Source organism: Stenotrophomonas sp. RS-48 (assembly GCF_030053245.1).
GTDB classification, from domain to species: domain Bacteria; phylum Pseudomonadota; class Gammaproteobacteria; order Xanthomonadales; family Xanthomonadaceae; genus Stenotrophomonas; species Stenotrophomonas maltophilia_P.
Window position 1 is genome coordinate 32,196 of the sequence record NZ_JASGBV010000002.1, and the last position, 25,312, is coordinate 57,507.

Here is a 25,312-nt window from a genome sequence, read left to right on the forward strand (position 1 = left end):
GCGCCCGCTGTCCACCGCCCGCTCCCGGAGCCCCCATGCCCGTTGAAGCCCAGCCGGAAGCCGCCGCCGTTGATACGGTGAGTGCGCCCGGCTATCTCTCCATTCGTGACCTGCGCAAGGAATTCGACGGTTTCGTCGCCGTCGACGACGTCAATCTGGATGTGCGCAAGGGCGAGATCTTTGCCCTGCTGGGCGGCTCCGGCAGCGGCAAATCCACCCTGCTGCGCTGCCTGGGCGGCTTCGAGACACCCACCAAGGGCAGTATCACCCTTGATGGGCAGCGTCTGGACGCGTTGCCGCCCTATCAGCGGCCGGTCAACATGATGTTCCAGTCCTACGCCCTGTTCCCGCACATGACGGTCGAGCAGAACATCGCGTTCGGCCTCAAGCAGGACGGGCTGGGCAAGGATGCGATCGGCAGGCGCGTCGGCGAAATGCTGGAGCTGGTGCAGATGGGCCACCTCGGCAAGCGCAAGCCGCATCAGCTGTCCGGCGGACAGCAGCAGCGCGTGGCGCTGGCACGCTCGTTGGCCAAGGGCCCCAAGCTGCTGCTGCTGGATGAGCCGATGGGTGCACTGGACAAGAAGCTGCGCTCGCAGATGCAGCTGGAACTGGTCAGCATCATCGAATCGTCGGGCGTGACCTGCGTGATGGTCACCCACGACCAGGAAGAAGCGATGACCATGGCCACCCGCATCGCGGTGATGGATGCGGGCTGGATCCAGCAGGTCGGCAAGCCGGACGAAGTGTACGAGCAGCCGGCCAACCGGTTCGTCGCCGAGTTCATCGGCTCGGTGAACCTGTTCGACGGCGTGATCGACGAGGACCTGCCGGAGTATGTGACCGTACGATCGCCGCTGTTCCCGGCGCCGATCTACATCGCCCATGGCATCACTGGATATGAAGGGCAGCCGGTCGCATTCGCGCTGCGCCCGGAAAAGGTGATGATCGGCAAGGACGAACCGGAAGGGCACACCAACAAGGCACAGGGCGTGATCGAGGACATCGCCTACTTCGGCAGTCACTCGGTCTACCACGTGCGGCTTCCCAGTGGAGCCAAGGTGCTGGCCAACTTCGCCAATTCGCAGCGCTGGGCCAGCGATGGCCTGACCTGGGGTGACAGCGTGTGGGTGCACTGGCGCGACAATGACGGCGTGGTGCTGACCTCATGAGTGTCGCCGGGCTGAAGCGCTGGCTGCCGGGACTGCGCGCCACGGTGATCGGTGTCCCGTATCTGTGGCTGCTGCTGTTCTTCGCAGTGCCCTTCCTGATCGTATTGATGATCAGCTTCTCGCACAGCCGTGTCGGCTCGCCGCCGTACACCTGGCTGCTGCAGTACGTGGACGGCGGGTTCTCGCTCAAGCTCAATCTCGAGAACTATCTGGCGCTGTTCCGCGATTCGATCTACGCCCAGGCGTTCCTGAGTTCCATCAAGATCGCAGCGATCTCCACCTTCCTGACCCTGCTGATCGGCTACCCGATGGCCTATGCCATCGCCCGGCTGTCGCCGGCGGCGCGCAACGTGGCGATGATGCTGGTGGTGTTGCCGTCGTGGACCTCGTTCCTGATCCGCGTGTACGCGTGGAAGGCGATCCTGGACCGCAACGGCCTGCTCGACCAGTTCCTGCAGTTCACCGGTCTGCAGACGCTGATGACCGGCATGGGGCTGCCCAGGCTGCAGCTGATCGATACGCCGACCGCGGCCTATATCGGTATCGTCTACTGCTATCTGCCATTCATGGTGCTGCCGCTGTACGCCAACCTGGTCAAGCATGACCACCGCCTGCTGGAGGCGGCCTACGATCTCGGTGCGAAGCCGTGGCAGGCCTTCCTGCGCATCACCCTGCCGCTGTCCAGGGCCGGCATCATCGCCGGCTGCATGCTGGTGATGATTCCGGCGGTCGGCGAGTTCGTCATCCCTGAGATGCTCGGCGGATCGGAGACGTTGATGGTTGGCCGGCAGCTGTGGAACGAGTTCTTCAACAACCGCAACTGGCCGGGCGCCTCGGCGATGGCGGTGGCGATGATCCTGCTGCTGCTGGTGCCGATCCTGCTGTTCAACCGTTCCCAGCAGCGCCTGCTGGAAGGGAAGCAGGCATGAGCCCGCGTACCGCCAAGGGCCTGGGTCTGGGCGTGCTGCTGCTCGGCTTCGCCTTCCTGTACCTGCCGATCCTGCTGTTGATGTTCTATTCGTTCAACAGTTCGCGGCTGGCGATGGTATGGGCGGGCTTCTCCACCCGCGCCTACAGCGATCTGTTCGCCGACCGTGCACTGATGGACGCGATGTGGACCAGCCTGGTGGTGGCGTTCTGGACCGCCTGCACCGCCACGGTGCTCGGTACGCTGGCGGCCATGGTGATGACCCGATTCAAGCGTTTCCGCGGCAAGCCGCTGTTCGGCGCGCTGGTCACCGCGCCGCTGGTGATGCCGGACGTGATCCTGGGTTTCTCGCTGATGGCGCTGCTGGCCTCGATGGGGGCCATTCCGGGCTTCCCGGCGCGTGGACTGGCGACCATCTGGATCGCCCACGTCACCTTCACCCTGTGCTTCGTCACCGTAGTGGTGTCTTCGCGCCTGCAGGAAATGGACCTGTCGCTGGAAGAAGCGGCGATGGACCTGGGGGCCAGCCGGCTGACCGTGTTCACCCGCATCACGCTGCCGATCATCGCCCCAGCACTGGTAGCGGGCTGGCTGCTGGCCTTCACGCTGTCGCTGGATGACGTGGTGGTGGCCAGCTTCGTCGCCACGCCGGGCTCGACAACACTGCCGATGAAGGTCTTCGCCTCGGTCCGCATGGGCATCAGCCCGAAGATCAATGCGCTGGCCACGCTGCTGGTATCGGCGGTGTCGATCGCGGCGGTGATCGGCTGGTACATCAACGCGCGCGCCGAGAAGCGGCGCCAGCGCGACCTGCAGCTGGCCCGGCAGGACAACGGCTGATCCGGCAACGCGCGGCTCACGGGCAAGGGCGCACACTGGGGATCTGCCTGAAGGAGATTCCCCATGACTGTCGAGATCATCGATCCCACCACCGGCCAGGTGACCTACCGCCATGAACTGATGGGCGCTGCCGACGTCGAGCAGCGCCTGCAGGCCGCGGCCGACGCATTCCCGGCCTGGGCCGCACGTTCGCTGCAGGAGCGGGGTGCCGTCCTGCGAGGCATTGCCGCGCAGCTGCGCACGCGGCGTGACGAGCTGCAGCAGGCGATGACGCACGAGATGGGCAAGCTGAAGGCCGAGGCATTGGCCGAGGTCGACAAATGCGCGGCGGCCTGCGAGTACTACGCCGATCACGCCGCCGACTACCTCAAGCCCCAGCTGATCGATACCGAGGCACAGCGCAGCTACGTGCGCTACGAGCCGATCGGCTGCGTGTTCGCGGTGATGCCATGGAACTTCCCGGTCTGGCAGGTGTTCCGCTTCCTTGCGCCTGCCTTCATGGCCGGCAACGTGGCGCTGCTCAAGCACGCCAGCAACGTGCCCCAGTGTGCGGACCTGATCCTGGCGGTGTGCCGCGACGGTGGCCTGCCGGCCGGTGTGTTCGACGTTCTGCACATCGACAACGACCAGGCAGCCGAGGTGCTGCGCGATGCGCGGGTGAAGGCGGTGACGCTGACCGGCAGCGAACGCGCCGGGCGTTCGATCGCGTCCAATGCGGGCAGCCAGCTGAAGAAGTCGGTGATGGAGCTGGGGGGCAGTGACGCCTTCGTGGTGCTGGACGATGCCGACCTCGACAAGACCGTGGCGGCCGCAGTGAAGTCACGCTTCGACAACAGTGGGCAGACCTGTATCGCTGCCAAGCGCTTCATCGTGGTGGAGCGCGTGGCCGATGAATTCACCCGCCGCTTCGTCGAGGCGGCTGGTCAGCGCCGGTATGGCGACCCCAGCGAGCGCGAGACCACGCTGGCACCGATGGCCCGCGCGGACCTGCGCGACGAGCTGCACAAGCAGGTGCAGGCGAGTGTGGCCAAGGGGGCGCGGGTGCTGCTGGGCGGCGAGCCGATCGCGGGCACGCATGCCGGCTATCCGGCCACCGTGCTGGACCAGGTCGGGCCGGGCATGCCCGCCTACGACGAGGAACTGTTTGGGCCGGTGGCTGCGGTGATCCGGGTCAAGGATGAAGAGGAAGCGCTGCGCGTGGCCAACGACACCCGCTTCGGGCTGGGCGGCAGTGTCTGGACCGGTGACCCGGTGCGTGGCGAGTCCTTCGCCCAGCGCATGGAATGCGGTGCGGCCTTCGTCAATGCCATCGTCAAGAGTGACGCGCGGCTGCCGTTCGGCGGCAGCAAACAGTCAGGCTTCGGCCGCGAACTGGCGGACCATGGCATCCATGAGTTCATGAACATCAAGACTGTCTACGTGGCCTGATGATGCATTCCGTGTGCCACGGTAAGAAGCAGCCGAGCCCGAACCTGGGCTCGGCTCTACAACCACCGCGCGCGCTTGAACAACCGGTACAGGCCCACGCAGACACCGCCCACGCCGACGATCATCAGCGGGTACGCCCATGGCTGGCTCAACTCCGGCATGTGACTGAAGTTCATGCCGTACCAGCTCGTGATCAGTGTCGGCGCCGCCAGCAGGGCCGCCCACGCACCCAGCCGCTTTACGGTTTCGCCCTGCGCCAGCGTCACCAGCGAGAGGTTCACGCTCAGTGCGGTACCCAGCATCTCGCGCAGGGTATCGATCACGTCGCTGATGCGCACCGCATGGTCATGCACGTCGCGCACGTAGAGCTTCACTTCGTCCGGAATCAATTCGCCCTGGTAGCGGCGCAGCTGCGCCAGCACGTCCTGCAAGGGGGCCACGGCCATCCGCATCTTGTTCAACTCGCGCTTGAGCTCGTACAGGCGCACCACGGTGCTGCGCTTGTAGCTCTCGGCGAAGATGTCCTTCTCCAGCAGCTCCAGCGTGTCGCGGAAGCGGTTGGTGATCGGCAGGTAGTTGTCGACCACGAAGTCGGTGACGGCATACAGGCAATACGACGGACCCATCTTCAGCAGCTGCGGCTCGCGTTCCACCCGGGCACGTACTGGTGCATACGACAGCGAAGCACCGTGGCGCACGGTCACCAGGAAACGCGGCCCGAGGAAGGCGTGGGTTTCACCGTACTGGATGCGCTCATCGACCATCTGCGCGGTGGTCATCACCACGAACAGCGAGTTGCCGTAGGCTTCCACCTTCGGCCGCTGGTGCGCATTCCGCGCGTCCTCGATCGCCAGGTCGTGCAGGCAGAACTCCTCCTGCAGCTTCAGCAGCACGTCTTCATTGGGGTCGAACAGGCCGACCCAGACGAAGCCGTTGCCGCTGGCGATGACGTCGCTGATGGCGTCCAGGCTGATGTCATGGCGGACGCCCTGCTCATCGTAGTGGACGCAGTTGATGACGCAGGCGGGATTGGCCGAAGCAGGTGCGGCAGCGGAGGCGGGCAGTGACATGCCCGCCATCGTGCGTCAGTGCCGCGTATCCGACAAGTGACGATCGCGCCCCAGCACCCAGGCCAGGGCAGCATGGATCGGCAGCAGCAGCACGATCCATTGCACGTTGTACTGTGCCTGCAGGCTCAGCCAGTGCAGGACCAGCGCGGCCAGGGCCTGCAGTGCCACCAGCCACAGCACGACCGTGAACATGCGGCCCGGCGGGCGACGGCGCAGCAGCCGGACCGCGCCCGGCAGCAGCAGCACGCACAACGGCGAAAGCAGCAGCAGGTTGCGGTTGGCCCAGGCGGCGTAATGGGTGCTGAAGCCCCAGAGGAACACCAGCAGGCCACCTGCGACGGCACACAGCAGCCACAACGGCAGTCCCAGTCCGGCCAGCAGGCGCGGCCGGTTGCGCAACGCCAGCACGCCGGCAGCGATGGCCAGGCCGCACAGCAGCCACGGCCACCAGCGGCGCGGGAATTCCTTGGGCTCCGGATCGATGCGGTGCGGCAGCAGTTCCTGCTCGGACTGCACCAGCGGACGACCGTCGCTGTTGCGCGCCTGGCGCAGGGCATCGGCCAGGCGCATCGGCACGAACGCTTCCTGCCAGCGTGACAGCGGCTGATCGGCGAACGGGCCTAGGCCCACGTCGAAGCCCAGCCACATCCACGGCGCGGGCGAGGCCAGGCGGACCGATTCGCTGCGGTAGGTATTGCCGCGCGAGCGTCCGGACAGCTGCGCATGCAGTCCGCCACCCAGCGCCTTGTCCAGCGTGTCGCGCACCATCGTCGCGCAGTTGGCGGTGTAGTAGTCGTAGTGGTAGCGCGCGTTCTCCGGCCTGGCCCGCTCGGCCAGGTCGGCGGCCAGTGCGCGCGCCTGGTCCGGGCGCAGATCCAGCCACTGCACGCTCGCTCCGCGGCCGGTCTCGTCGTAGTACGACAGGTCCTGCTGAAGGGGCAGCGCCACCAGGTAATACATCATGTCGCCACGCACGAAACGACCGATGAAATCATCCTCGGACGGATCGAAGTAGCCGAAATTGTACGACGTTGCCTCACCACTGGCCGGATCGAGCACCACGATGGCGTCATGGCCGAAACGCTCGAAGAACACCGTGCCGGGCTGCATCGTCACCACGCCGATGCGCGGCGCCGGGGTCCCGGCGACCGCAGCCGTGGCCTGCGCGAAGGCGATGGCAGGCACGGCCGTGGCCAGCATGCACAGTGCCAGCCACAGGGTGAGGATCAGCCCGCGCCGCTTCAAGCGTCGTCCTGCGCGTCCGGTGGCAGCACCGTCACGTGGAAGGCCTGTACCCGGCGCGCATCGGCACGCGCGACACGGAACATGAAGCGGTCCAGCGCCAGTTCGTCTCCGATCTCCGGAAGGTGACCGACCGCTTCCGTGACCAGGCCGCCGATGGTGTCGTAGTCCTCGTCGGAGAACGTGGCACCGAAGCGCTCGTTGAAATCCCCGATCGGGGTCAGAGCATCGACCACGTACTGGCCGTCGGCCTGGATCGCGATCTGTGCCGACGGATCCTCGGCTTCGTCGTGCTCGTCATCGATGTCGCCGACGATCTGTTCCAGCACGTCCTCGATGGTGACCAGGCCGGCGACGCCGCCGTACTCGTCGACCACGATGGCCATGTGGTTGCGCGACAGGCGGAACTCCTTCAGCAGCACGTTGAGCTTCTTCGCTTCAGGAATCAGCACCGCCGGGCGCAGCAGTTCGCGTACGTTGGCCGGGCCGTGGTCGGCAACCACGCCGCGCAGCAGGTCCTTGGCCAGCAGGATGCCGAGGATGTCGTCCTTGTTCTCGCCATGCACCGGGAAGCGCGAATGGCCGGATTCGACCACCTGCTTCATCAGTTCCAGGAAGGGCGCTTCGACCGGCAGCGAGACCATCTGCGAACGCGAGATCATCACGTCGCCCACGGTCAGCTCGGCCACCGAAATGGCGCCTTCCATCATCTTCAGGGTATCGGCGGCGATCAGACCTTCTTCCTGCGCGGTGTGCAGGACAGCGACCAGCTCGTCGCGGGTATGGGGTTCGCCGGAGAACGCGGACGTCAGGCGTTCCAGCCAGCCGCGCTTCTTTTCACTGTGCTCCTGCAGGGAGCTACTACTGTCGTCTTCAGACATCTCTGGAAAAAGGGCACCCGGCATGCCGGGCGTTGGCGCCAGTCTAGCAGGATGTAGCGGCCTGTCAGCGCCCCCCGCTGCCGGGGCCGGTGATCGGGGGCGGCGCCAGTTCAGGCCGGGACGCCGGTGCTTCGGGCAGGTCCAGGCTGTAGGTGCAGCCGGCCAGCGTCCGGCCCGGGTGGGAGGCCACCGTTGAGACACTGAGGATGATCGACTCGATCTGCGCCTCGCCGGTGGTCGGGTCGGTCACGTCACGGCTGACCAGTTCGCGCCCCGCCATGAACTTGCCGTCCTGGTCGTATCCGGTCTCCAGCCCGAGCCGCCTGGCCAGTGGCCGGGGGTCGGCCTCATCGAGGATGGCCATGATGCTGGCACCGGCCATCGCGACCCGGTCCGTGCGGGTGCCGAACACCGTGATGGGCTGCGCCAGCCGGTACTCGCTCAGGAACCGGTTGCCCTGCGGCAGGGGTTGCAGGCCGCTGGCGACCGCTTTCAGCGGGTCGGCCAGCAGCGGTGCCAGCGCGGCATGGGCGGCCACGTCCTGGCGGCATTCGATCAGTGCCGGCAGGTCCAGCGGAGCGGCGGACGCAGAGGTGGCAAGCAGCAGGGGCAGGAACACAGCGGCACTCCGTGGTGGCGCCGAGCCTGGGCTCGGCTGCCTTCCGGTCAGGGGGGCGGCGGGCTCAGCGCTCGCCGGCGTAAGGGTCGGCGATGCCGAGCTCGGCCAGGATCTCGCGTTCCAGCTGCTCCATCGCCTCGGCTTCCTTGTCGTCTTCGTGGTCCCAGCCGAGCAGGTGCAGCACGCCGTGCACGGTGAGGTGCGCATAGTGGGCGTTGAGCGCCTTGCCCTGCTCACCGGCCTCGCGCTCGACCACCGGGGCACAGATCACCAGGTCGCCCAGCAGCGGGAACTTCACGCCCTTGGGCAGGCCTTCGGGCACTTCGGCCGGGAAGCTGAGCACATTGGTGGCGTAGTCCTTGCCGCGGTAGTGGCGGTTCAGCGACTGCCCCTCCTTGGCATCGACCACGCGGATCGCCAGGTCGGCTTCGCGGATCCGCCCCTTCAGGGCCGCGGCAACCCACCTGCGGAAGCTCACCGCGGCCGGCAGTCCGGCGCGGGGCAGGGCGTAACTGACGGCGACGTCCAGCCGTACGGGACCACGGGTCATGATGTCGCTCCGGGTTGGATCTGATGCAGGTCGCGGCGGTCGTAGGCACTGACGATGCGGGCCACCAGCGGATGGCGGACGACGTCGCGCGATTCGAAGAAGGTGAAGCTCACGCCCTCGACATCGCGCAGCACGTCGATGGCATCGCGCAGGCCCGATTTCAGGTGCTTGGGCAGGTCGGTCTGGGTCAGGTCGCCGGTGACCACGGCGGTGGAGCCGAAGCCCAGCCGGGTCAGGAACATCTTCATCTGCTCGATGGTGGTGTTCTGCGCCTCGTCCAGGATCACGAACGCGTCGTTGAGCGTGCGGCCACGCATGTACGCCAGCGGTGCGATCTCGATGACGTTCTTCTCCAGCAGCTTCACCACCTTCTCCACGCCCATCATTTCGTACAGGGCGTCGTACAGCGGCCGCAGGTAGGGATCGACCTTCTGGGTCAGGTCGCCAGGCAGGAAGCCGAGCTTCTCGCCGGCCTCGACCGCAGGCCGCACCAGGATCAGGCGCTGCACGCGCGACTCGTTCAGCGCTTCCACCGCGCTGGCCACGGCCAGGAAGGTCTTGCCGGTACCGGCCGGGCCGATGCCGAAGTTGATGTCATGGGTGGCGATCTGGTGCAGGTAGCGGCCCTGGTTGGCGCCGCGACCGCGCACGGTGCCACGCTTGACCCGGATCGCCACGTCCTGTGCTTCGTACGAGCGTTCGGCGATCTGCTCCACGTTGGCCTGGGCCAGGCGCAGGTGGATGGCGTGGTTGTCGAAGGTGGTCTCGCCGGCTTCGGCGTACAGGGCCTCGATCAGCTTCTGCGCTTCCACGCTGGCTTCCTTCGGTCCACTGATGCGGAACACGAAGCCGCGATTGGCGATCTCCACGCCGAGTTTCAGTTCGATCTGTCGCAAATGGCCGTCGAACGGGCCGCACAGGTTGGCCAGGCGCGCGTTGTCTTCCGGCGACAGGGTGAAGTCTCGATGCTCGATGTTTTTCATTGCTGGAGGTGGGGCGGAAGCCTTCCACCACAGTGTCTTCAAGGGGAAACAAGGGTAGCGCGCGGGGGCGCACACGGCCAGTACGGGGGCTGCGACGCGGTTTTCCACACGGGGTGTGGATCGGGCCTGCGGGAACCTGTGGATAGACGTTCGCAATGCTTGTGCCACAAGCTTCCTGCGCCGGTGGTGAAAAAAGCGTCACGGCCGGGTGGGGAACGGAAACCGGAAGCAGCGGTGGCCACCGGAAGGTTCACAGGCATTGAGCGTCGGGGCGGAGCGCCCGGCCAGGGAGAGGTCATGGATGTTTCACATACGGCAGCTGCGCACGCGCCGCTGGCGGGGCTCGGGTCGAACGGGCAACTGCATCGGCTGCAGGCTGAGGGCCTGCCTCCCTTGTTCGTCGAACAGTGGTGGGGCCACGAAAGCCTGGTCAACGGTTTCGATTACTGGGTAGATGCCGTGCATCCGGATGCGGGCCTGGCATGCGCTGACTGGCCGGGACTGAGCGCCGCGCTGGTCACCTGCCTCGATGATGGCCAGGACCACCATCGCTGCGGCTACATCGCCGCCGCTCACCTCCTTGGCGCAGACGGCGGTCTGGCGCGCTATCGGCTGCATCTCGTGCCATGGACGTGGTTCCTGCGGCATGCGCGGCGCAGCCGTGTCCATCAGCAGCGGACCGTCCGGGACATCGTCGAGGACGTGTTCGGCACGCACAGCGGACTGGCCCGCTGGCGCTGGAGCGACGATGCCCTGGCCGCTCTGGCCGCCGCACCCGTGCGCGACTGCTGCATCCAGTATCGGGAGCCGGACCTTGAGTTTGTTCAGCGGCTGTTGGCCGATGAAGGCATTGCGGGCACGTTCGAGAGCGACAGTAGCGGCGGATTGACGCTCGTGCTGTTCGCCGACAGCAGCGTGCAACCTGAGAATCCACAATCGGCCCGAGACGGCGGTATCCGTTTCCACCGTGCCGACGCCACCGAGCGCGCAGATGCCCTGCAGCAGCTGGGCAGGTGGCGTCGGCTGGGCAGCAGCCGGCTCTCGCTTGTCACCGACGATGGCCCTGCGGCCACCGTCCGACATGTGCAGATGCCACTGCAGGAAGCCGGGCACAGCCCGCGCGAGGTCTATGAGCCGGTGGGCACCCACGCCCTGGCTGGCGCCGATGAGGGGTATCGTCGCGCGCGGCGAGCAGCTGAAGCGCACGAGGCCGGCAGTGCAGGCTGGCTGGCGGCAGGCAGCGTACGCAGCCTGCAGGTCGGTCGCTTCATCCGCGTTCTGGCCGCGAGCGCTGGTTCGACGCCGAGCCTGCTGCCGACGGAACTACTGCATTACGGGTGCAATCCGCCGCCGATCACGCAGGGGGCGGAGCAACCACGCGCTGCGGCACCGGCCCGCTGGCTTGAGGCCGGTTCAGCCATACCCGGCGTGGCGCTGGAGACAACCGCGCCCCTGGGTTATGCCAATCGCTTCCGCGCCGTCGATCGGAATCGACCGTGGCGGCCCGTGCTGGCCGACGGCACCGGCGAACGCATCCACCCGCGGCCGCTCGCGCCAGGCCATCAGACCGCTACGGTGATCGCCGGCGATGGCCGTGATGATGCCGCTCTGTACGCCGATCACCTGGGCCGGGTACGGGTACGTCTGCATCTACAGGACGCCACAGATGCCGGTACGACCTGTTGGCTGCGGGTCGCGCAGCGCTACGCTGGACCGGGCGTCGGTGCACAGTTCCTGCCGCGTGTCGGCCAGGAGGTGCTGATCGGCTTTCTGGACGGGAACATCGATCAGCCCTTGGTGCTGGGCGCGCTGTACAACGGCCGTGGCGAGGCGGGCGTTGCGCGCACCCCGGCCGGAGCAGCGGCCGTAGACGAAAGCGGCGGCCTGTTCGGGCATGCCACCGACTCCCGCCCGAGCGCACAGGGCAATGCGGCCGGCGGCCATGCGCCTGTCTGGCACGCGATGGCACCGGGGCAGGACCAGCACCGGCATGCCGGGGCGGTATGGGGCATCCAGTCACGGGAATGGTCCGGAACGGGTTACAACCGGCTGGCCTTCGATGATTCCGACGCACAGCTGCGCGTGCAGCTGGCCAGCAGCCACGCCAGCAGCGAGCTGAATCTTGGTCATCTGCTGCACATGGCTGACAACCATCGTGGTTCCCTGCGCGGAGAAGGCGCGGAACTGCGCACTGACGCGTGGGGCGCGCTGCGTGCCGAACGGGGCGTCTGGTTGACCGCGCGTGGCCACGCTGCGCTGTCACCCGCAGGCGAAGTGGCTGCGGCCGGCGCGCTGCTGCAGCAGGCCGCCCTCCTGGCCGCGTCCAGCCATGGCGCGGCTACGATGCACGGCACGGCTGGCTTGGACAGCCACGCAGTACGGGAGGACAGCACCGGCGTGGCAGGTCTGCAACGGGTTGCGCGGGCCAGTGTGAACGGACTTTCCTATGCGCAGGCCAGCGCCGATGAGGAGGGCCGCCCCGCGCCTGGCGATGTTCCGCATACCGGCCAGCCAACGCTGGGCCTGCATGGGCAGGCCGGTCTGATGATGGTGGCCGGGCAGGCACTGCACTGGGGCGGTGCCCGGAATGTGGCACTGTCCAGTGGCGGGCACACCGATGCCAACGTGGCCGGCGGTGCGCGCCTGCACGCGGCGCAGGCGGTGGGCATGCTGGCGGCCAGTGGCCGCAGCTTTGCCGGTGATGCGGCATTGACCATCGTCGCTGGGCAGGAGGTACTGGACATCCGGGCCCAGTCCGAAACGATCCACCTGCAGGCGCGCAGCACCGTGCGTGCAGCGAGCGGGCAAGGGGCTGTGGAGCTTGCCGCACCGCGCACCCTGCACATCGCCACCGCCGGTGGCGCCAGCATTACGCTGGAAGATGGCAACCTGGTGCTGGTCTGCCCCGGCACGGTGACCGTGCAGGCCGGGCAGCGCACCTTCGTCGGCCCGGCGCAGCTGACCCGTCCCCTGCCGGACATGCCGTCCAGCGCGCTGGACGGGCAGGTTCCGAAGCTTGCTTTCAGGCTGCAGGACATCCCGGGCCCACAGGGTGTGCCGCTGGGCGGGCAGCCCTGGAGGATCGTGCGCACGCACCGCGCCCTGGACGATGAGCAGCGTGACAGCGCCCTGCTGCCGGAACGCTGGGCCGAGACCCTGGCCGAAGGTGAGGCCGACGCACAGGGCGATGTCAGCCTGGACGATGCGCTGTGCGCGAGGATCTGGAGTGACGCAGGCCGCCATCCCGGCTGCCTGTTCCTGGTACACGGAATCGACGTGATCCCGCTGCAGCGGCCCCGGCCATACAGCGGCTCCCCGGGGGTGCGGGCAACCCTGGACACGCTGGAGGCGATCAACTATGGCAAGAGTCTGGCCGACCTGCCTGACGATGCCGCACTGCATGCCTACCGGCAGCGCGCCGAGTACGAGTTCCAGTCCCACATCGACGCCAGCCCGGCCCGGCGCAAGGAGATCTGATCATGGCAGACGCCAACGCATGGGGCAGGGTCGAGCGCGCCTCTCTCATCTGCAGGGATGGCCAGAAAGGCACGACCAGCGGCGACTACTACGCACCACCGGACCGTCAGTTCGCGCCGGTGCGGCACGGGAACCGCGTCGACGCGTTCACCGACGGGCGCTCGGCCATGAAGGCGATGGCCGATGCCATCCGCGGCGCGCAGAAGTTCATCTTCATCGCCGACTGGCAGATGAACTTCGATACCGAGATGGACGCGCGCGGCGACGCGCACTCCGCGCGGCTGAGCGAGCTGCTGTTCGACGCTATCAACCAGCGCGGCGTGGATGTGCGGGTACTGCTCTACGACAGCGTGGAGGCGGCCGCCTACACCCACGAGAACGAGGTGCGCACGGCGCTGTACAAGATGCAGGATGACAAGACGCCCGGGCAGGTCCAGGTGGGCCTGCACAACCCGGCGACCGGCCGCACCGATGCCTTCAACATCGCCTTCTCGCACCACCAGAAGATCCTGGTGGTAGACGGACGCATCGGCTTCGTCGGAGGACTCGACGTCGCCCATGGCCGTTGGGACGACGGCAACTTCGACGTGGTCTGCGACCCGACGCTGCACGTGATCAATGACCATTACAACAACTGCCTGAGCAAGTATCGGAGCATGACGGATGATGAGACGGAGCTCACGCTGGACAAGCCCGATACCAGCCCGGATGCGGCAGGCCGCGTTCGTCCCGGCTTCGCACAGGCGTATGTGCCCGGCATGGCCATCGCACTGGACCAGATGAAGTCGCAGTGGGATGCCGGTGCCGCATTGGCCGAACTGCAGGACTATGCGGACAAGCTGGGCGTACCCGACGCGCTTGAGCGCGAAGGCCTCAGGAAGATCGCCGAGTGGATCATCCCCGGCATGGAAGAGGGGATGGCGGTCAAGCGCACCGTCGCGCGCACGTTCCTGGCCATCCAGACGACACTGGAGGAGATCGGCCAGGAATATGCAGATGTCATTGCCGCGTCGAACCGTGCCGCCGACGAAGCCATCAAACTGAATCCGGTCCAGGCGGCTGCCGCAGCAGGGCGTGCGGTGGCAGGCTTCAGCGCCATCCAGGCGAAGAAGTTCGGCAGCTGGCTCGACCAGCAGAAGAACGACATCCGGGCGGCAGCGCTGCGGCCCTTCCAGACTGCAGAGAAAGCGGCGGGCTACCTGCTCGATCCGCGCAGCCTGCGCGCGGACATCGAAGGCCGACTCAGCGAAATAGAAGCAAAGATCGACAAGGCGAAGAAAGACTGGGAATCGCTGGTGCAGTGGATCAATACGCCGGTTGATCGCACCCAGCGGCTGCTCGACAGTGGCCGCCAGCCTCGCATGCCCTGGCAGGACGTGCACGCGCAGATCGCGGGCCCGGCCGTGTTCGATATCTGCAGCAACTTCATGCACCGCTGGAATGCCATGGTCTGGCAGAACCAGCGCGGCGACCGGACCATCGGCTCGCTGCTGCGCAAGGGGCTGAACACGGGCCTTCGCAAGACCAATGAATGGCTCGACACAGCGCTGCCCGAGCAGACCACCCTGGCGCGTGGCATGGAACTGACGCCATTGAGCGATCAGTGGCTGCAGTCCATGGGGGGCATGCAGGCGGTGTTCGGTGACCTGACGGTGCCGGGCACGGCGGGAAAGATCAGCGTGCAGATCGTGCGTTCCTCGGGCACCGCCCTGCATGCGCTGGAGAAGAAGGGGTGCAGGGAACTCGGCCTGAACCTGGACGACGCCAGCTGCCTGCAGCCGTACTGGGAGCGTGAGCAGCCGATGCACTCCATTCTCGACGCAATGGTCAACTGCATCGCATCGGCCAGTGCCTACATCTATCTGGAAACGCAGTTCCTCATTTCCGATTGCGGCTGGTCCGACGCGGATCCGGGCAGCGTGGTGGAAACCGCAGTGAAGGGCGGGGAGCGGCGGGATGCGACGGATGCCGAAAAGGCGAAGCTTGGTCACGTGGGGCGCGGCGTGGGGATGAGCGGCCCGGTAGGCAGGGCCGGCATCGTGCAGGATGTGGTGGAACGCAGGCAGGGAGTGAAGTCGGCGGCCAGCAACCCGCTGGTGGCCGCCCTGGCCGCGCGCATCCGCCGCGCGATCCTGGCCCGGCAGGGCTTCCATGTGTACATCACCCTGCCGGTGCACCCGGAGGGCAGCCTGGCGGATGGTGCCGTCGTGAAGCAGCAGTACTGGGTGCAGCAGACCCTGCTGCGTGGTGACGACAGCCTGATCCGGCGCATCTGCCGATCATTGATCGCACGCGACAAGGACATCCGCGAGGCCGGCGTGGAGGAGGCTGACCTGCAGGCCGAGGTCAAGGCCGGGCGCTGGAAGGAATACCTGTCGGTGATGAATCTGCGCAGCTACGGCGTGCTGGCCGAAACGCGCAGAAGCGATCATCTGCCGCCGCACACGATCGGCTCCGAGCATGGCCCCTCCCTGTATGTGGTGACCGAGCAGTGCTATGTGCATTCCAAGCTGCTGATCGTTGATGACGCGATGGCGATCATCGGCAGCGCGAACTGCAATGACCGCAGTCTGCTGGGGACGGGTGATACCGAGATCGCCGCGGTGATCGTTGATGGCGAGGCGAAGCGGATGGATCTGGGCAACGGCGTGCAGGTAATAACCCGAACGTTTGCTCGGGAGCTGCGGTTGAAGTTGTGGAGGAAGTTTCTGGGGCAGGAGATTCAAAAGCTGCCGGAGAAGGAGAACAAGCCATACTCGGCAGTGGAAGCGGCGCAGACGTATCTGCCTTGGTTCAACAAGAACGTGCCAACCCTGACGGTGGACAGGCCAGCAAGTGCCGAGACGTGGAGAAGCATCAGGAATCTTGCCGATTCAAATTCCGCCGCTTATCAGCGTGTCTTCACCAATGTCCCCCGCGACTCGTTCCCTCGCTACGACTCCGTGCTTCATGGATTTCCCGCCGCAGGCTTGAATGACAAGGGTCACGTCAAACGCATGTTGCATGCGCAACCACCTGACCTGCAGCCAGATTTCATGGAGGAGCCTAGTGTCGTTAGCGACTATGTGACCAGTGTAGTAGGTCGGCACGATGTGCGTAGGGCGACAGACTTTCTTCGGGGCGAGCCGGGACGCCCACGGATCAAAGGCTTCTGGGTCACCATGCCGCTGCTTTGGGGGAGCAACATGGACGATCCGGTTGCCACGATGCCGAGCGAGATCATTGCAGCCGTGCCTGTTGAGGGAGGCAGTTCAAGTGAATTGGCATATTCGATTCGACATGCTGCATTGAATCAAGGAGAGAAGGTGTGATTGAGCGCTTGCTGTTGAAAGCCCTGCATGCGGTTGGTGCTCTGTGCGCTGTGCAAGCCGCGCATGCAGGTTGTATTTCAATCAATGAAGACGATGGCCGCTCTCAGGGCAACGGATTGGTGGTTAAGTTCACGCCGAGCTTGGTTGGCGGAGGAGATGCAGTGGGCGCCAGTCTCAGTCGCGCGAACGAGGCGGAACCTTACATAAGGATCAGTATCGGTCCTGACCTGTCTGAGTTGAAGAATGAGCCATTCGACTCGAATGGCGGTTCGGTCTACTACTTGGAAAGCAGTGGTCAAGGGCAACGGATTTGCCGTGCTGAGGAATGGAGAAGGCGGAAATCCAAGCTGACTGGTGAAGCACCTCCTGAGCGCCTGCATCCTGCGGTGAGGCCCGTGTATCCGTACTTCGAGCTGCACAAGATGTATGAGCTCGATTATGATTCGGTCGGTCAATTGACGTCGATTCATGCAACTGACGCGAAGGGGCATAGGGAGACTACGTTCTGTGCGCTCTATGATGATGATGGCCGCATAGAGGTGGCCAATCAGAGTTCCGGGATGAGTGTTTCGGATGTTCCTGACTTCACGTGCTCGCAGTTACGTGAAAAGGCCTCGAAGAAGATGACCTGGTACTTCACGTATCGGTCGGATGGCGCGTTGGTTTCAGTTGTTGACAAGGAGGCCACAAGGAAGCGTGGTGAGCAGCCAGAACGTGACGACACGGCAACGGGCGCCGAAACTACGGACGGAGCGTGGATTGCGAGTGGCTACATGTATGTTGATGGGGCGAATGGTCGCAGAGAAGTGGCGATCACCTTTCACGGAAGTGATAGGCAAGGCCTTTTGGGGGTTCGGGACTCCTCCATGACTGTCGTGCAATCCGACGCTACTGCGCTCTTCGCGCAGCGTAGCCGGGACCCTCGGCACAAGCTGCGGTATACCTTCCCCGGCGAGCGCGTTCCAATGGAACTTGCCACGGGATTGTTCGAAGGAGTAACTGACTACACCCGCGTCCGGGAGTACTACCATCGCTCGCATCGACGGATCTTCGAGGTCTTCGGACCGGGTGCCAAGCAGCCCCACGAACGCCAGTGGCGCACGCTGGATCTGAATCGCCAGGAAAACTACGACGCAAACGGCAGGCTCACGCGGGTGATCCTGTTCGGCCCGGTTCCCGGTAGTGGTGGCTACACCGAGAACCTGCGCGCATACGCAGAGAAGGGTGTGTTGAAGCTCACGCCGCTGACCAGCGGCTACAGCTCCTACCGCGTCTACGACTATGACGCAGCAGGCAACGAGACGCTCTCGTTCGTGTGCTGGCGCCATGAAGTCTCGACCAACAAGCCGTATGCCCATTTCCCCTGGTGGGAGCCCGATCCCCGTCCCAAGCGCAGTCGTGAAGCCGAACTGCAGTACGGCAGGACGCAGGTGGGCACACGCTGCGGGACGCCGGACGGCAGGATGATCATAGAGGGCATGGGACCGGTGAAGAAGCTGATGGAGACCCGGTACGGATTCGGGACGACGAAGCTGGGATTCCTGAGCGAGTAGCGCGGTGCGTCCTTCTGAGGCTCAGAGCAGACCCGCTAAGCGAAGGTTGCGGCCAGCAACGAGGCCCGGCGGGCTCGCCCCTGAGACCCACCGCTTTTCCACAATCACTGTGGAACGACGCGCAATCAACCTGTGGATAGGTGACGCAGAGCCTTCTGCACAGAGGGTCTGCGTGGCGTGGTGAGAAAATCACCACGCCTGCTGCGTGGGGCGCAAGCCGTACATGGCTTCCCCCACTCCGGCGATCAGCCTTCCGTCACCACCCGCCCGCGCAGCGAATTGGTCAATGCCTCGGTGATCACCACATCCACGAACTGACCGATCAGGCGTGCCGGCGCCGGGAAGTTCACCGAGCGCATGTTCTCGGTCTTGCCGGTCAGCTCGTTCGGGTTCTTCCGCGATGGGCCTTCCACCAGTACCGTCTGCACGGTGCCGACCATTTTTGCGGAAATGCCGGCGGCGTGCGCGTTGATGCGCTCCTGCAGGCGCGACAGCCGCGCGTGCTTCTCGGCATCGCTGAGCGTGTCTTCCAGGTCGGCGGCCGGAGTGCCCGGACGACGCGAATAGATGAAGGAGAAACTGTGGTCGAAGCCGATGTCCTCGATCAGCTTCATGGTCTTCTCGAAGTCCGCCTCGGTCTCGCCGGGGAAGCCGACGATGAAGTCCGAACTGATCGAGATGTCCGGGCGCACCGCGCGCAGCTTGCGGATCTTCGACTTGAACTCCAGCGCGGTGTAGCCGCGCTTCATCGCCGACAGGACGCGGTCGCTGCCGGCCTGCACCGGCAGATGCAGGAAGTTGGCCAGCTGCGGCACATCGCGGAACGCGTCCACCAGCGAGTCGCTGAACTCCAGCGGGTGCGAGGTGGTGAAGCGGATGCGGCCGACGCCATCGATCTCGGCGATGGTGCGGATCAACAGGCCCAGATCGGCGAACTCGCCATCGCCATACGGGCCACGGTAGGCGTTGACGTTCTGGCCGAGCAGGTTGATCTCGCGTACGCCCTGCGCGGCCAGCTGTGCCACTTCCACCACCACGTCCTCGAATGGACGGCTGACTTCGGTGCCGCGGGTGTAGGGCACCACGCAGAACGAGCAGTACTTCGAGCAGCCTTCCATGATCGACACGAACGCCGACGCGCCTTCAGCGCGCGGCTCCGGCAGGCGGTCGAACTTCTCGATTTCCGGGAAGCTGATGTCCACCTGCGGTCGCTTCTGCTCGCGACGCGCTCGGATCAGCTCCGGCAACCGGTGCAGGGTCTGCGGGCCGAACACCAGGTCCACGAACGGCGCGCGCTTGATGATGGCCTCGCCCTCCTGCGAAGCGACACAGCCACCGACGCCGATGATGACCTCGCGGCCCTGGTTCTTCAGCCCCCTCCAGACGCCGAGCTGGCTGAACACCTTCTCCTGCGCCTTCTCGCGGATGGAACAGGTGTTGACCAGGATGACGTCGGCATCCTCCGGGGTGTCGGTCAGCACCAGGCCGTCGCTGGCGGCGAGCACGTCGGCCATCTTAGCCGAGTCGTACTCGTTCATCTGGCAACCGTGGGTCTTGATGTACAGCTTGCCCTTGATCTGCTCCGGCGTGCGCGGAGCGGAGGGCAGGGCAACGAGCGGGGTGCCGCCCGGCGTGGCGGGCGGAAAGACGTCTGGCGTCCCGGTCATGGCGCTTAATCCATTCGGGTGGCGGGAAAGCGGGCAATTCTACCCGCATCCTGCGCCTCCCGCCGCGGTGCACGCTCATGGGGCACGGCCCCTGCCGCGCCCGGTAGCGCCGGGCCGTGCCCGGCGGGCGCCCTTACGCCGCGATCAGCTCCGCGTCGATCTGCCGCGAGCGGTCGAAGGCCGTCAATGCGCCCATCCGGGCGATGTAGTCCGCCGTGGCGGGGGCGGGCTGCACCAGCCCGAAATCGGTGGTCCATTTCAGGGCATTGCCCCACAGCACGTCGGCGGCGCTCATTTCCTCACCCAGCAGGTAAGGCCCCTGCGCCAGCTGCGCCTCGATCACCTGCAGGACGGTTTCGGCGTCGTTGTAGGGCGACATCGACTGCGGGGGCGGGTCGCGGCGCATCGCGCGGTCGATCATCGCCGGCTCGAAACAGGCGCCGTAGAAAGCCATCCAGCGCAGGTAGGGGCCGCGCAGCGGCGAGCCGATCGGCGGCGCCAGGCCGGCTTCGGGGTAGAGATCGGCCAGGTACAGGTAGATCGCCACCTGCTCGGTCACCAGCGCGCCCTCATGGATGATCGCCGGCACTTTGCCCATCGGGTTGATGGCCAGGTAGGCCGGGGCCAGGTTGGCGCCGGCTTTCAGGTCCAGCACATGCAGGCGGTAGTCGGCACCCAGGGCTTCAAGCAGGGCCACGGCGCCGCTCGAGCGTGAACGGGCAGCGTGATAGAGGGTGATCTGGCGGGACGTCATGGCAGTGCTCCTTGCAGCAGAGGGGTGAACTGGGGCCCATGCTGGGGCACTATTGCGGACGACTTCTGTCCTCGATCCCTCATGCGCCATACCGCCCATCGCCTGCTCCGCCTGATCGCCCTGCTGCAGGCCCGCCGACAGTGGTCGGGGGCTGAGCTGGCCGAGCGCATGGGGGTGGCCCGGCGCAGCATCCGCCGCGACATCGAGCGCCTTCGTGAGCTGGGCTATCCGGTCAGGGCATCGGCCGGGGTAGGGGGCGGCTATCAGCTGGGGGCGGGCGCACCGGTACTGCCGATGCTGCTGGACGAAGAGGAGGCGACGACCCTGGCCATCGCCCTGCGTGCGGCCTCGGCCACGGTGGCCGGCATCGACGAGACCGCGCGCGGTCTGCTGTCCAAGCTCGATCCACTGGTGCCGACCCGCCGCCGCCAGCAGGCCGGCGAGGTGCACGCCGCCACCGCGACGCTGTCGGATCTGCCTTCCACCGACGCACGTCTGCTGGGGCGCCTGGCCCAGCATTGCCGCCAGGCAACCCGGCTGGCCTTCGAGTACCGCAGCGCGCAGGACGCGGTGACCCAGCGCGAGGTCGAGGCCCAGCATCTGGTCAACTACGGACGTCGCTGGTACCTGCTGGCCTGGGATCTGGGCCGCCAGGACTGGCGCACGTTGCGGGTGGACCGGATGGGCGCGGTGCGCGCACTGGCCGAGCCCGGCCTGCATCGGCGCACGCCCGCACCGCCCGATGTGATGGTGCGGCAGGCGGTCAGCCAGGCGCCGTTCGCGCTGCAGGCGGTGCTGCGCCTGGCCGGCAGCCACACCGAGCTGGAAGGTCGCATTCCCCCCTGGTGTGGCGTGCTCGAAGCCGATGGTGCCGATCACTGCCTGCTGCGCATGGGCGCGGAAAGCCGCGGCATGATGCTGGCGCAGATTCTCAGCCTCGACCGGGTGCCGCTGGAGCTGTGGACCACGCCGCCGGCGCTGCGCCAGGAACTGGCGCACCGCCTGGGCGGGCTGGTGCAGCTGCTGGCTGTGCCTGACGTCACAGGCTGAGCCGCACGGCTTGGCAACGCGGGGCGAAGCTGGGACACTCGCGGCCATGAAGGGGAGACTGGGGACAACGGCGATCATCATCGCTGCGCTGACCGCTGCGCCGGCCAGCGCCGGCACCCTGTACAAGTGCCAGGGGGCAGACGGGGTCACCAGCTATGTGAGCAAGCGTGTGGCCGGTGCCCAATGCAGCACCATCAGCTACAGCCGGGAGGCCGCCCGCCCGGCCCGCCCGGCAGCGACTGTCGCCAGGCCTGTGCCGGCCACCGTGGCCAGCATCGAGCGCAATCCGGTGGCGGTGGCCGCCAGTGCAGCCGTGCCCGTGCCGGCTGCACCGGTGCCTGCTTCGACTCCGGCAGTTGCTGCCGGCACGCCCCGCACCGGGCGCATGGTCAGTGGCCAGGTCTATTCCTATATGAAGGATGGGGTGCGCCACTACACCAGTGCGCGGCCCAGCCAGGTTGCCCACCTGGGGCCGGTGCGCACCATCCGCTACAGCTTCATGGAGCGCTGCTACGCCTGTGGGGCCAACCCGCGCGTGGACTTCGGCACCGTGCGTCTGAACACGACAGCCTTCCAGACCGAGATCGCTTCGGCCGCGCGCGAGTTCGGCGTGGAGGAGGCGGTGGTCCGGGCGATCATCCATGCCGAGTCGGCCTACAATCCGACCGCACTCAGCCGCGCCGGTGCGCAGGGCCTGATGCAGCTGATGCCGCCGACTGCCGCGCGCTTCGGGGTCAGTGATTCCTACGATGCGGGCCAGAACATCCGTGGCGGGGTGCAGTACCTGTCGTGGCTGCTGAAGCGATTCAACGGCAACCTCACTCTGGCCGCCGCCGGTTACAACGCCGGGGAAGGTGCGGTCGACCGCCACGGTGGCGTGCCCCCTTACAGCGAAACCCAGTACTACGTGCGTCGGGTGGGCCAGCTGGCCGAGCGTTACCGCAGTGCCTTGAGTCACCAGTAGTCCGGCCGGTGCCGGTGCCGACTGACGGTCCATCGCCGGCTGCCGGTCGGCACACGGTACAAAGAGTTGTTGCAATGCGTTGTGTGGCGCGTAACGGTTCCGCTACACTCGCCCATGATTCAATGCGGCTCTGGCCCCCACCAGACCGCTGGCAGCCTTAAAGCTACCTAATCAATATCGGAGTGCCGGATGGCCAACGATGGGGTACACGATCCAGTCAATACCGGACGTCGGCGTTTTCTTACTGCCACCACAGCCGTGGTTGGCGCCGTCGGCGTCGGATTCACCGCAGTTCCTTTCATCAAATCGTGGAACCCCAGTGCCCGCGCGAAGCTCGCGGGAGCACCGGTGGTGGCCGATATCAGTGCCCTGCAGGAAGGCCAGCGCCTGATCGTGGAATGGCGCGGCCAGCCCATCTGGATCGTCAAGCGGTCCAAGGCGATCCTCGACGCGCTGCATGGGCTCGACGACCGCCTCAAGGACCCCGAGTCCGGCGAGAAGGACCAGCAGCCCGCCTACGTGCTCAAGCAGAATCCCGAGCTGCGCTCGATCAAGGCCGATGTGTCGGTGCTGGTCGGTCTGTGCACGCATCTGGGCTGCTCGCCGGAGATGGTGGCCGAGATCCGCCCCGAACCGTATGACCCGCAGTGGAAGGGCGGCTACTTCTGCCCCTGCCACAAGTCGCGCTTCGACATGTCCGGCCGCGTCTTCAAGGACGTGCCGGCGCCGATCAACCTGCTGGTGCCACCGCACCACTACCAGGACGACAACACGCTCATCATCGGTGTCGATCCGGAGGGGGCAGCCTGATGGCCAATATCCTGAGCCGTACCGCGACAGGCGTCGCCGACTGGGTCAACGCCCGCGCGCCGGGGCTGATGCCGATCTACCGCAAGCACGTCAGCGAGTACTACGCGCCGAAGAACTTCAACACCTGGTACTACTTCGGTTCACTGGCGCTGCTGGTGCTGGTCAACCAGATCGTCACCGGCATCTTCCTGACGATGCACTACAAGACCAGCGCGGCGGAGGCCTTCGGCTCCATCGAATACATCATGCGTGATGTCGAGTGGGGCTGGCTGATCCGTTACATGCACTCCACCGGTGCATCGCTGTTCTTCATCGTGGTCTACCTGCACATGTTCCGCGGGCTGCTGTATGGCAGTTACCAGAAACCGCGCGAGCTGGTGTGGATCCTGGGCATGCTGATCTACCTGGTGCTGATGGCCGAGGCCTTCATGGGCTACGTGCTGCCGTGGGGCCAGATGTCGTTCTGGGGCGCCAAGGTGATCATCTCGCTGTTCGGCGCGATTCCGGTGATCGGCAATGGCCTGACCGAGTGGATCATGGGCGATTACCTGCCCAGCGATGCCACGCTCAACCGCTTCTTCGCGCTGCACGTGATCGCACTGCCTCTGGTGCTGCTGCTGCTGGTGGTGCTGCACCTGGGCGCGCTGCATGAAGTGGGGTCCAACAACCCGGATGGCGTGGAGATCAAGAAGGGGCCCAAGGGCAACCGCTGGTCGCCCAATGCACCGGCCGATGGCATTCCCTTCCATCCTTACTACACGCTCAAGGATGGCGTCGGCGCCGGCTTCCTGCTGATCATCGCCGCCTTCATCATCTTCTTCGCCCCCGGCTTTGGTGGCCTGTTCCTGGAGCACGACAACTTCACCGAGGCCAACCGGCTGGTGACCCCGGAACACATCAAACCGGTGTGGTACTACACCCCGTACTACGCGATGCTGCGCGTGGTGCCGAACAAGCTCGGTGGCGTGCTGGTGATGTTCTCGGCGATCGCCATCCTGTTCCTGGTGCCCTGGCTGGACAAGGCGCGGGTGAAGTCGGTGCGCTACCGCGGCTGGATCTCGAAGGTGATGCTGGGCATGCTGGCCGTGTGCTTCGTGTGGCTGGGCGTGATCGGTTCCGGTCCGGGTACGGACGTGCACGAGACCTACATCGGGCGGGTGCTGACCTTCCTGTACTTCGCGTTCTTCATCACCATGCCGCTATGGACAAGGCTGGACAAGACCAAGCCGGTACCGGAGAGGGTGACCACGCATGACTGAGCGCTGGATGGTCCGGCTGGCCCTCGCGGCCGCCCTGATGCTGGGCAGTTTCCTGGCCACCGCTGCCGAAGGCGGCACCAAGCTGCTGCAGGCCGGCAACGACCTCGGTGACCGCGCATCGCTGCAGCGCGGCGCGCAGCTGTACATGAACTACTGCTCCAGCTGCCACGCGCTGAAGTACCTGCGCTACTCGCGGATGGCGCAGGACCTGGGGCTGACCGAGGAAGAGGTGATGAACAACCTCAACTTCACCGGTGCGGCAATCGGCGATCCGGTGCCGGTGGCGATGCCCAAGGAGCAGGCCGAGAAGTGGTTCGGCAAGATGCCGCCGGACCTGAGCCTGATCTCGCGTGTGCGGGGCAGCGACTGGGTCTACACCTACCTCAAGTCGTTCTATCTCGACAGCAGCCGCCCGCTGGGCTGGAACAACGCGTTGTTCGCCAACGCCTCCATGCCCAACCCGCTCTGGGAAATGCAGGGCCTGCAGCATGCCGTGCACGGCAAGGCCGAAGGGCCAGGCATGGACCCGCCGGTGACCGGGCTGCGCATCGACAGCCCCGGCTCGGTTGATGCCGGCCAGTACGACCAGGCCGTGCGGGACATCACCAACTTCCTCGAATACGCCGGCGAACCGGCTGCGCTCAAGCGGCAGCAGCTGGGCGTGTGGGTGATCCTGTTCCTGGCCCTGTTGACCTTCCTGGTGTACCTGCTGAAGAAGGAATACTGGAAGGACGTTCACTGATTCTGCCGCCGG

At 65.9% G+C, this 25,312-nt stretch carries 20 protein-coding genes; 12 read left to right on the forward strand and 8 right to left on the reverse strand.

The window, feature by feature from the left end; genetic code table 11:
- Positions 1–35: 35 nt before the first annotated feature.
- The 4 genes from potA to QMZ25_RS00350 all read left to right on the forward strand — a co-directional run bounded on the left by potA (position 36) and on the right by QMZ25_RS00350 (position 4,368).
- Complete coding sequence (gene potA / locus QMZ25_RS00335) at positions 36–1,172, forward strand: polyamine ABC transporter ATP-binding protein (RefSeq protein WP_065176213.1); 1,137 nt, start codon at positions 36–38, stop codon at positions 1,170–1,172.
- A complete protein-coding gene (locus QMZ25_RS00340; RefSeq protein ID WP_053516578.1) occupies positions 1,169–2,101 on the forward strand; it encodes an ABC transporter permease subunit in 933 nt (310 codons plus the stop codon). Before potA ends, QMZ25_RS00340 begins: the two co-directional genes overlap by 4 nt.
- Complete coding sequence (locus tag QMZ25_RS00345; RefSeq protein ID WP_005415928.1) at positions 2,098–2,940, forward strand: ABC transporter permease subunit; 843 nt, start codon at positions 2,098–2,100, stop codon at positions 2,938–2,940. Before QMZ25_RS00340 ends, QMZ25_RS00345 begins: the two co-directional genes overlap by 4 nt.
- Positions 2,941–3,003: 63 nt before the next feature.
- Entirely contained in the window at positions 3,004–4,368 is a 1,365-nt protein-coding gene (locus tag QMZ25_RS00350) for an NAD-dependent succinate-semialdehyde dehydrogenase (RefSeq protein WP_065181219.1), read from the forward strand.
- A gap of 56 nt (positions 4,369–4,424) precedes the next feature.
- On the opposite strand, the gene QMZ25_RS00355 is transcribed toward QMZ25_RS00350, so the two are convergent.
- From QMZ25_RS00355 to QMZ25_RS00380, 6 genes are all read right to left on the reverse strand, one after another.
- On the reverse strand, positions 4,425–5,447 hold the full coding sequence (locus QMZ25_RS00355; protein ID WP_053516581.1) for a magnesium and cobalt transport protein CorA: 1,023 nt from the start codon (positions 5,445–5,447) through the stop codon (positions 4,425–4,427).
- A 6-nt stretch (positions 5,448–5,453) separates the two neighbouring features.
- A complete protein-coding gene (locus tag QMZ25_RS00360; protein ID WP_197572500.1) occupies positions 5,454–6,683 on the reverse strand; it encodes a DUF4105 domain-containing protein in 1,230 nt (409 codons plus the stop codon).
- Positions 6,680–7,561, reverse strand: coding sequence for a transporter associated domain-containing protein (locus tag QMZ25_RS00365; protein ID WP_053516583.1), 882 nt, complete (start codon positions 7,559–7,561; stop codon positions 6,680–6,682). The genes QMZ25_RS00360 and QMZ25_RS00365 overlap by 4 nt, the downstream gene beginning before the upstream one ends.
- Before the next feature lie 64 nt (positions 7,562–7,625).
- Positions 7,626–8,180, reverse strand: a complete 555-nt coding sequence (locus QMZ25_RS00370) for a hypothetical protein (RefSeq protein WP_053516584.1) — start codon at positions 8,178–8,180, stop codon at positions 7,626–7,628.
- A 64-nt stretch (positions 8,181–8,244) separates the two neighbouring features.
- The gene (gene ybeY, locus QMZ25_RS00375) at positions 8,245–8,730 is read right to left on the reverse strand and encodes an rRNA maturation RNase YbeY (RefSeq protein WP_053516586.1); all 486 of its coding nucleotides are present in this window, start codon (positions 8,728–8,730) and stop codon (positions 8,245–8,247) included.
- Positions 8,727–9,713 carry a PhoH family protein gene (locus QMZ25_RS00380; protein ID WP_053516587.1) on the reverse strand — a complete coding sequence of 329 codons (987 nt, stop codon included), beginning with the start codon at positions 9,711–9,713 and terminating at the stop codon, positions 8,727–8,729. Before QMZ25_RS00380 ends, ybeY begins: the two co-directional genes overlap by 4 nt.
- A 297-nt stretch (positions 9,714–10,010) precedes the next feature.
- Between QMZ25_RS00380 and QMZ25_RS00385 the strand changes: the two genes are divergently transcribed.
- The 3 genes from QMZ25_RS00385 to QMZ25_RS00395 are packed head-to-tail and all read left to right on the forward strand — an operon-like array spanning position 10,011 to position 18,054.
- Entirely contained in the window at positions 10,011–13,190 is a 3,180-nt protein-coding gene (locus QMZ25_RS00385; RefSeq protein ID WP_283218937.1) for a type VI secretion system Vgr family protein, read from the forward strand.
- Between the two features lie 2 nt (positions 13,191–13,192).
- Positions 13,193–16,501, forward strand: a complete 3,309-nt coding sequence (locus QMZ25_RS00390) for a phospholipase D-like domain-containing protein (protein WP_283218938.1) — start codon at positions 13,193–13,195, stop codon at positions 16,499–16,501.
- Positions 16,498–18,054 (forward strand): hypothetical protein, encoded by a 1,557-nt coding sequence (locus QMZ25_RS00395; protein ID WP_283218939.1) that lies wholly within the window; start codon positions 16,498–16,500, stop codon positions 18,052–18,054. The genes QMZ25_RS00390 and QMZ25_RS00395 overlap by 4 nt, the downstream gene beginning before the upstream one ends.
- Positions 18,055–18,299: 245 nt before the next feature.
- On the opposite strand, the gene miaB is transcribed toward QMZ25_RS00395, so the two are convergent.
- Positions 18,300–19,721, reverse strand: a complete 1,422-nt coding sequence (miaB, locus tag QMZ25_RS00400) for a tRNA (N6-isopentenyl adenosine(37)-C2)-methylthiotransferase MiaB (RefSeq protein ID WP_053516592.1) — start codon at positions 19,719–19,721, stop codon at positions 18,300–18,302.
- A gap of 133 nt (positions 19,722–19,854) precedes the next feature.
- The gene (locus tag QMZ25_RS00405; protein WP_053516594.1) at positions 19,855–20,475 is read right to left on the reverse strand and encodes a glutathione S-transferase; all 621 of its coding nucleotides are present in this window, start codon (positions 20,473–20,475) and stop codon (positions 19,855–19,857) included.
- An 81-nt stretch (positions 20,476–20,556) separates the two neighbouring features.
- Between QMZ25_RS00405 and QMZ25_RS00410 the strand changes: the two genes are divergently transcribed.
- From QMZ25_RS00410 to QMZ25_RS00430, 5 genes are all read left to right on the forward strand, one after another.
- The gene (locus QMZ25_RS00410) at positions 20,557–21,525 is read left to right on the forward strand and encodes a WYL domain-containing protein (protein WP_283218940.1); all 969 of its coding nucleotides are present in this window, start codon (positions 20,557–20,559) and stop codon (positions 21,523–21,525) included.
- 46 nt (positions 21,526–21,571) lie between these two features.
- Complete coding sequence (locus tag QMZ25_RS00415) at positions 21,572–22,489, forward strand: lytic transglycosylase domain-containing protein (RefSeq protein ID WP_197572116.1); 918 nt, start codon at positions 21,572–21,574, stop codon at positions 22,487–22,489.
- Between the two features lie 189 nt (positions 22,490–22,678).
- A complete protein-coding gene (gene petA / locus QMZ25_RS00420) occupies positions 22,679–23,299 on the forward strand; it encodes a ubiquinol-cytochrome c reductase iron-sulfur subunit (protein ID WP_074901085.1) in 621 nt (206 codons plus the stop codon).
- Positions 23,299–24,558 carry a cytochrome bc complex cytochrome b subunit gene (locus QMZ25_RS00425; RefSeq protein ID WP_283218941.1) on the forward strand — a complete coding sequence of 420 codons (1,260 nt, stop codon included), beginning with the start codon at positions 23,299–23,301 and terminating at the stop codon, positions 24,556–24,558. Before petA ends, QMZ25_RS00425 begins: the two co-directional genes overlap by 1 nt.
- On the forward strand, positions 24,551–25,300 hold the full coding sequence (locus QMZ25_RS00430) for a cytochrome c1 (protein WP_053516600.1): 750 nt from the start codon (positions 24,551–24,553) through the stop codon (positions 25,298–25,300). The genes QMZ25_RS00425 and QMZ25_RS00430 overlap by 8 nt, the downstream gene beginning before the upstream one ends.
- Positions 25,301–25,312: the final 12 nt, after the last annotated feature.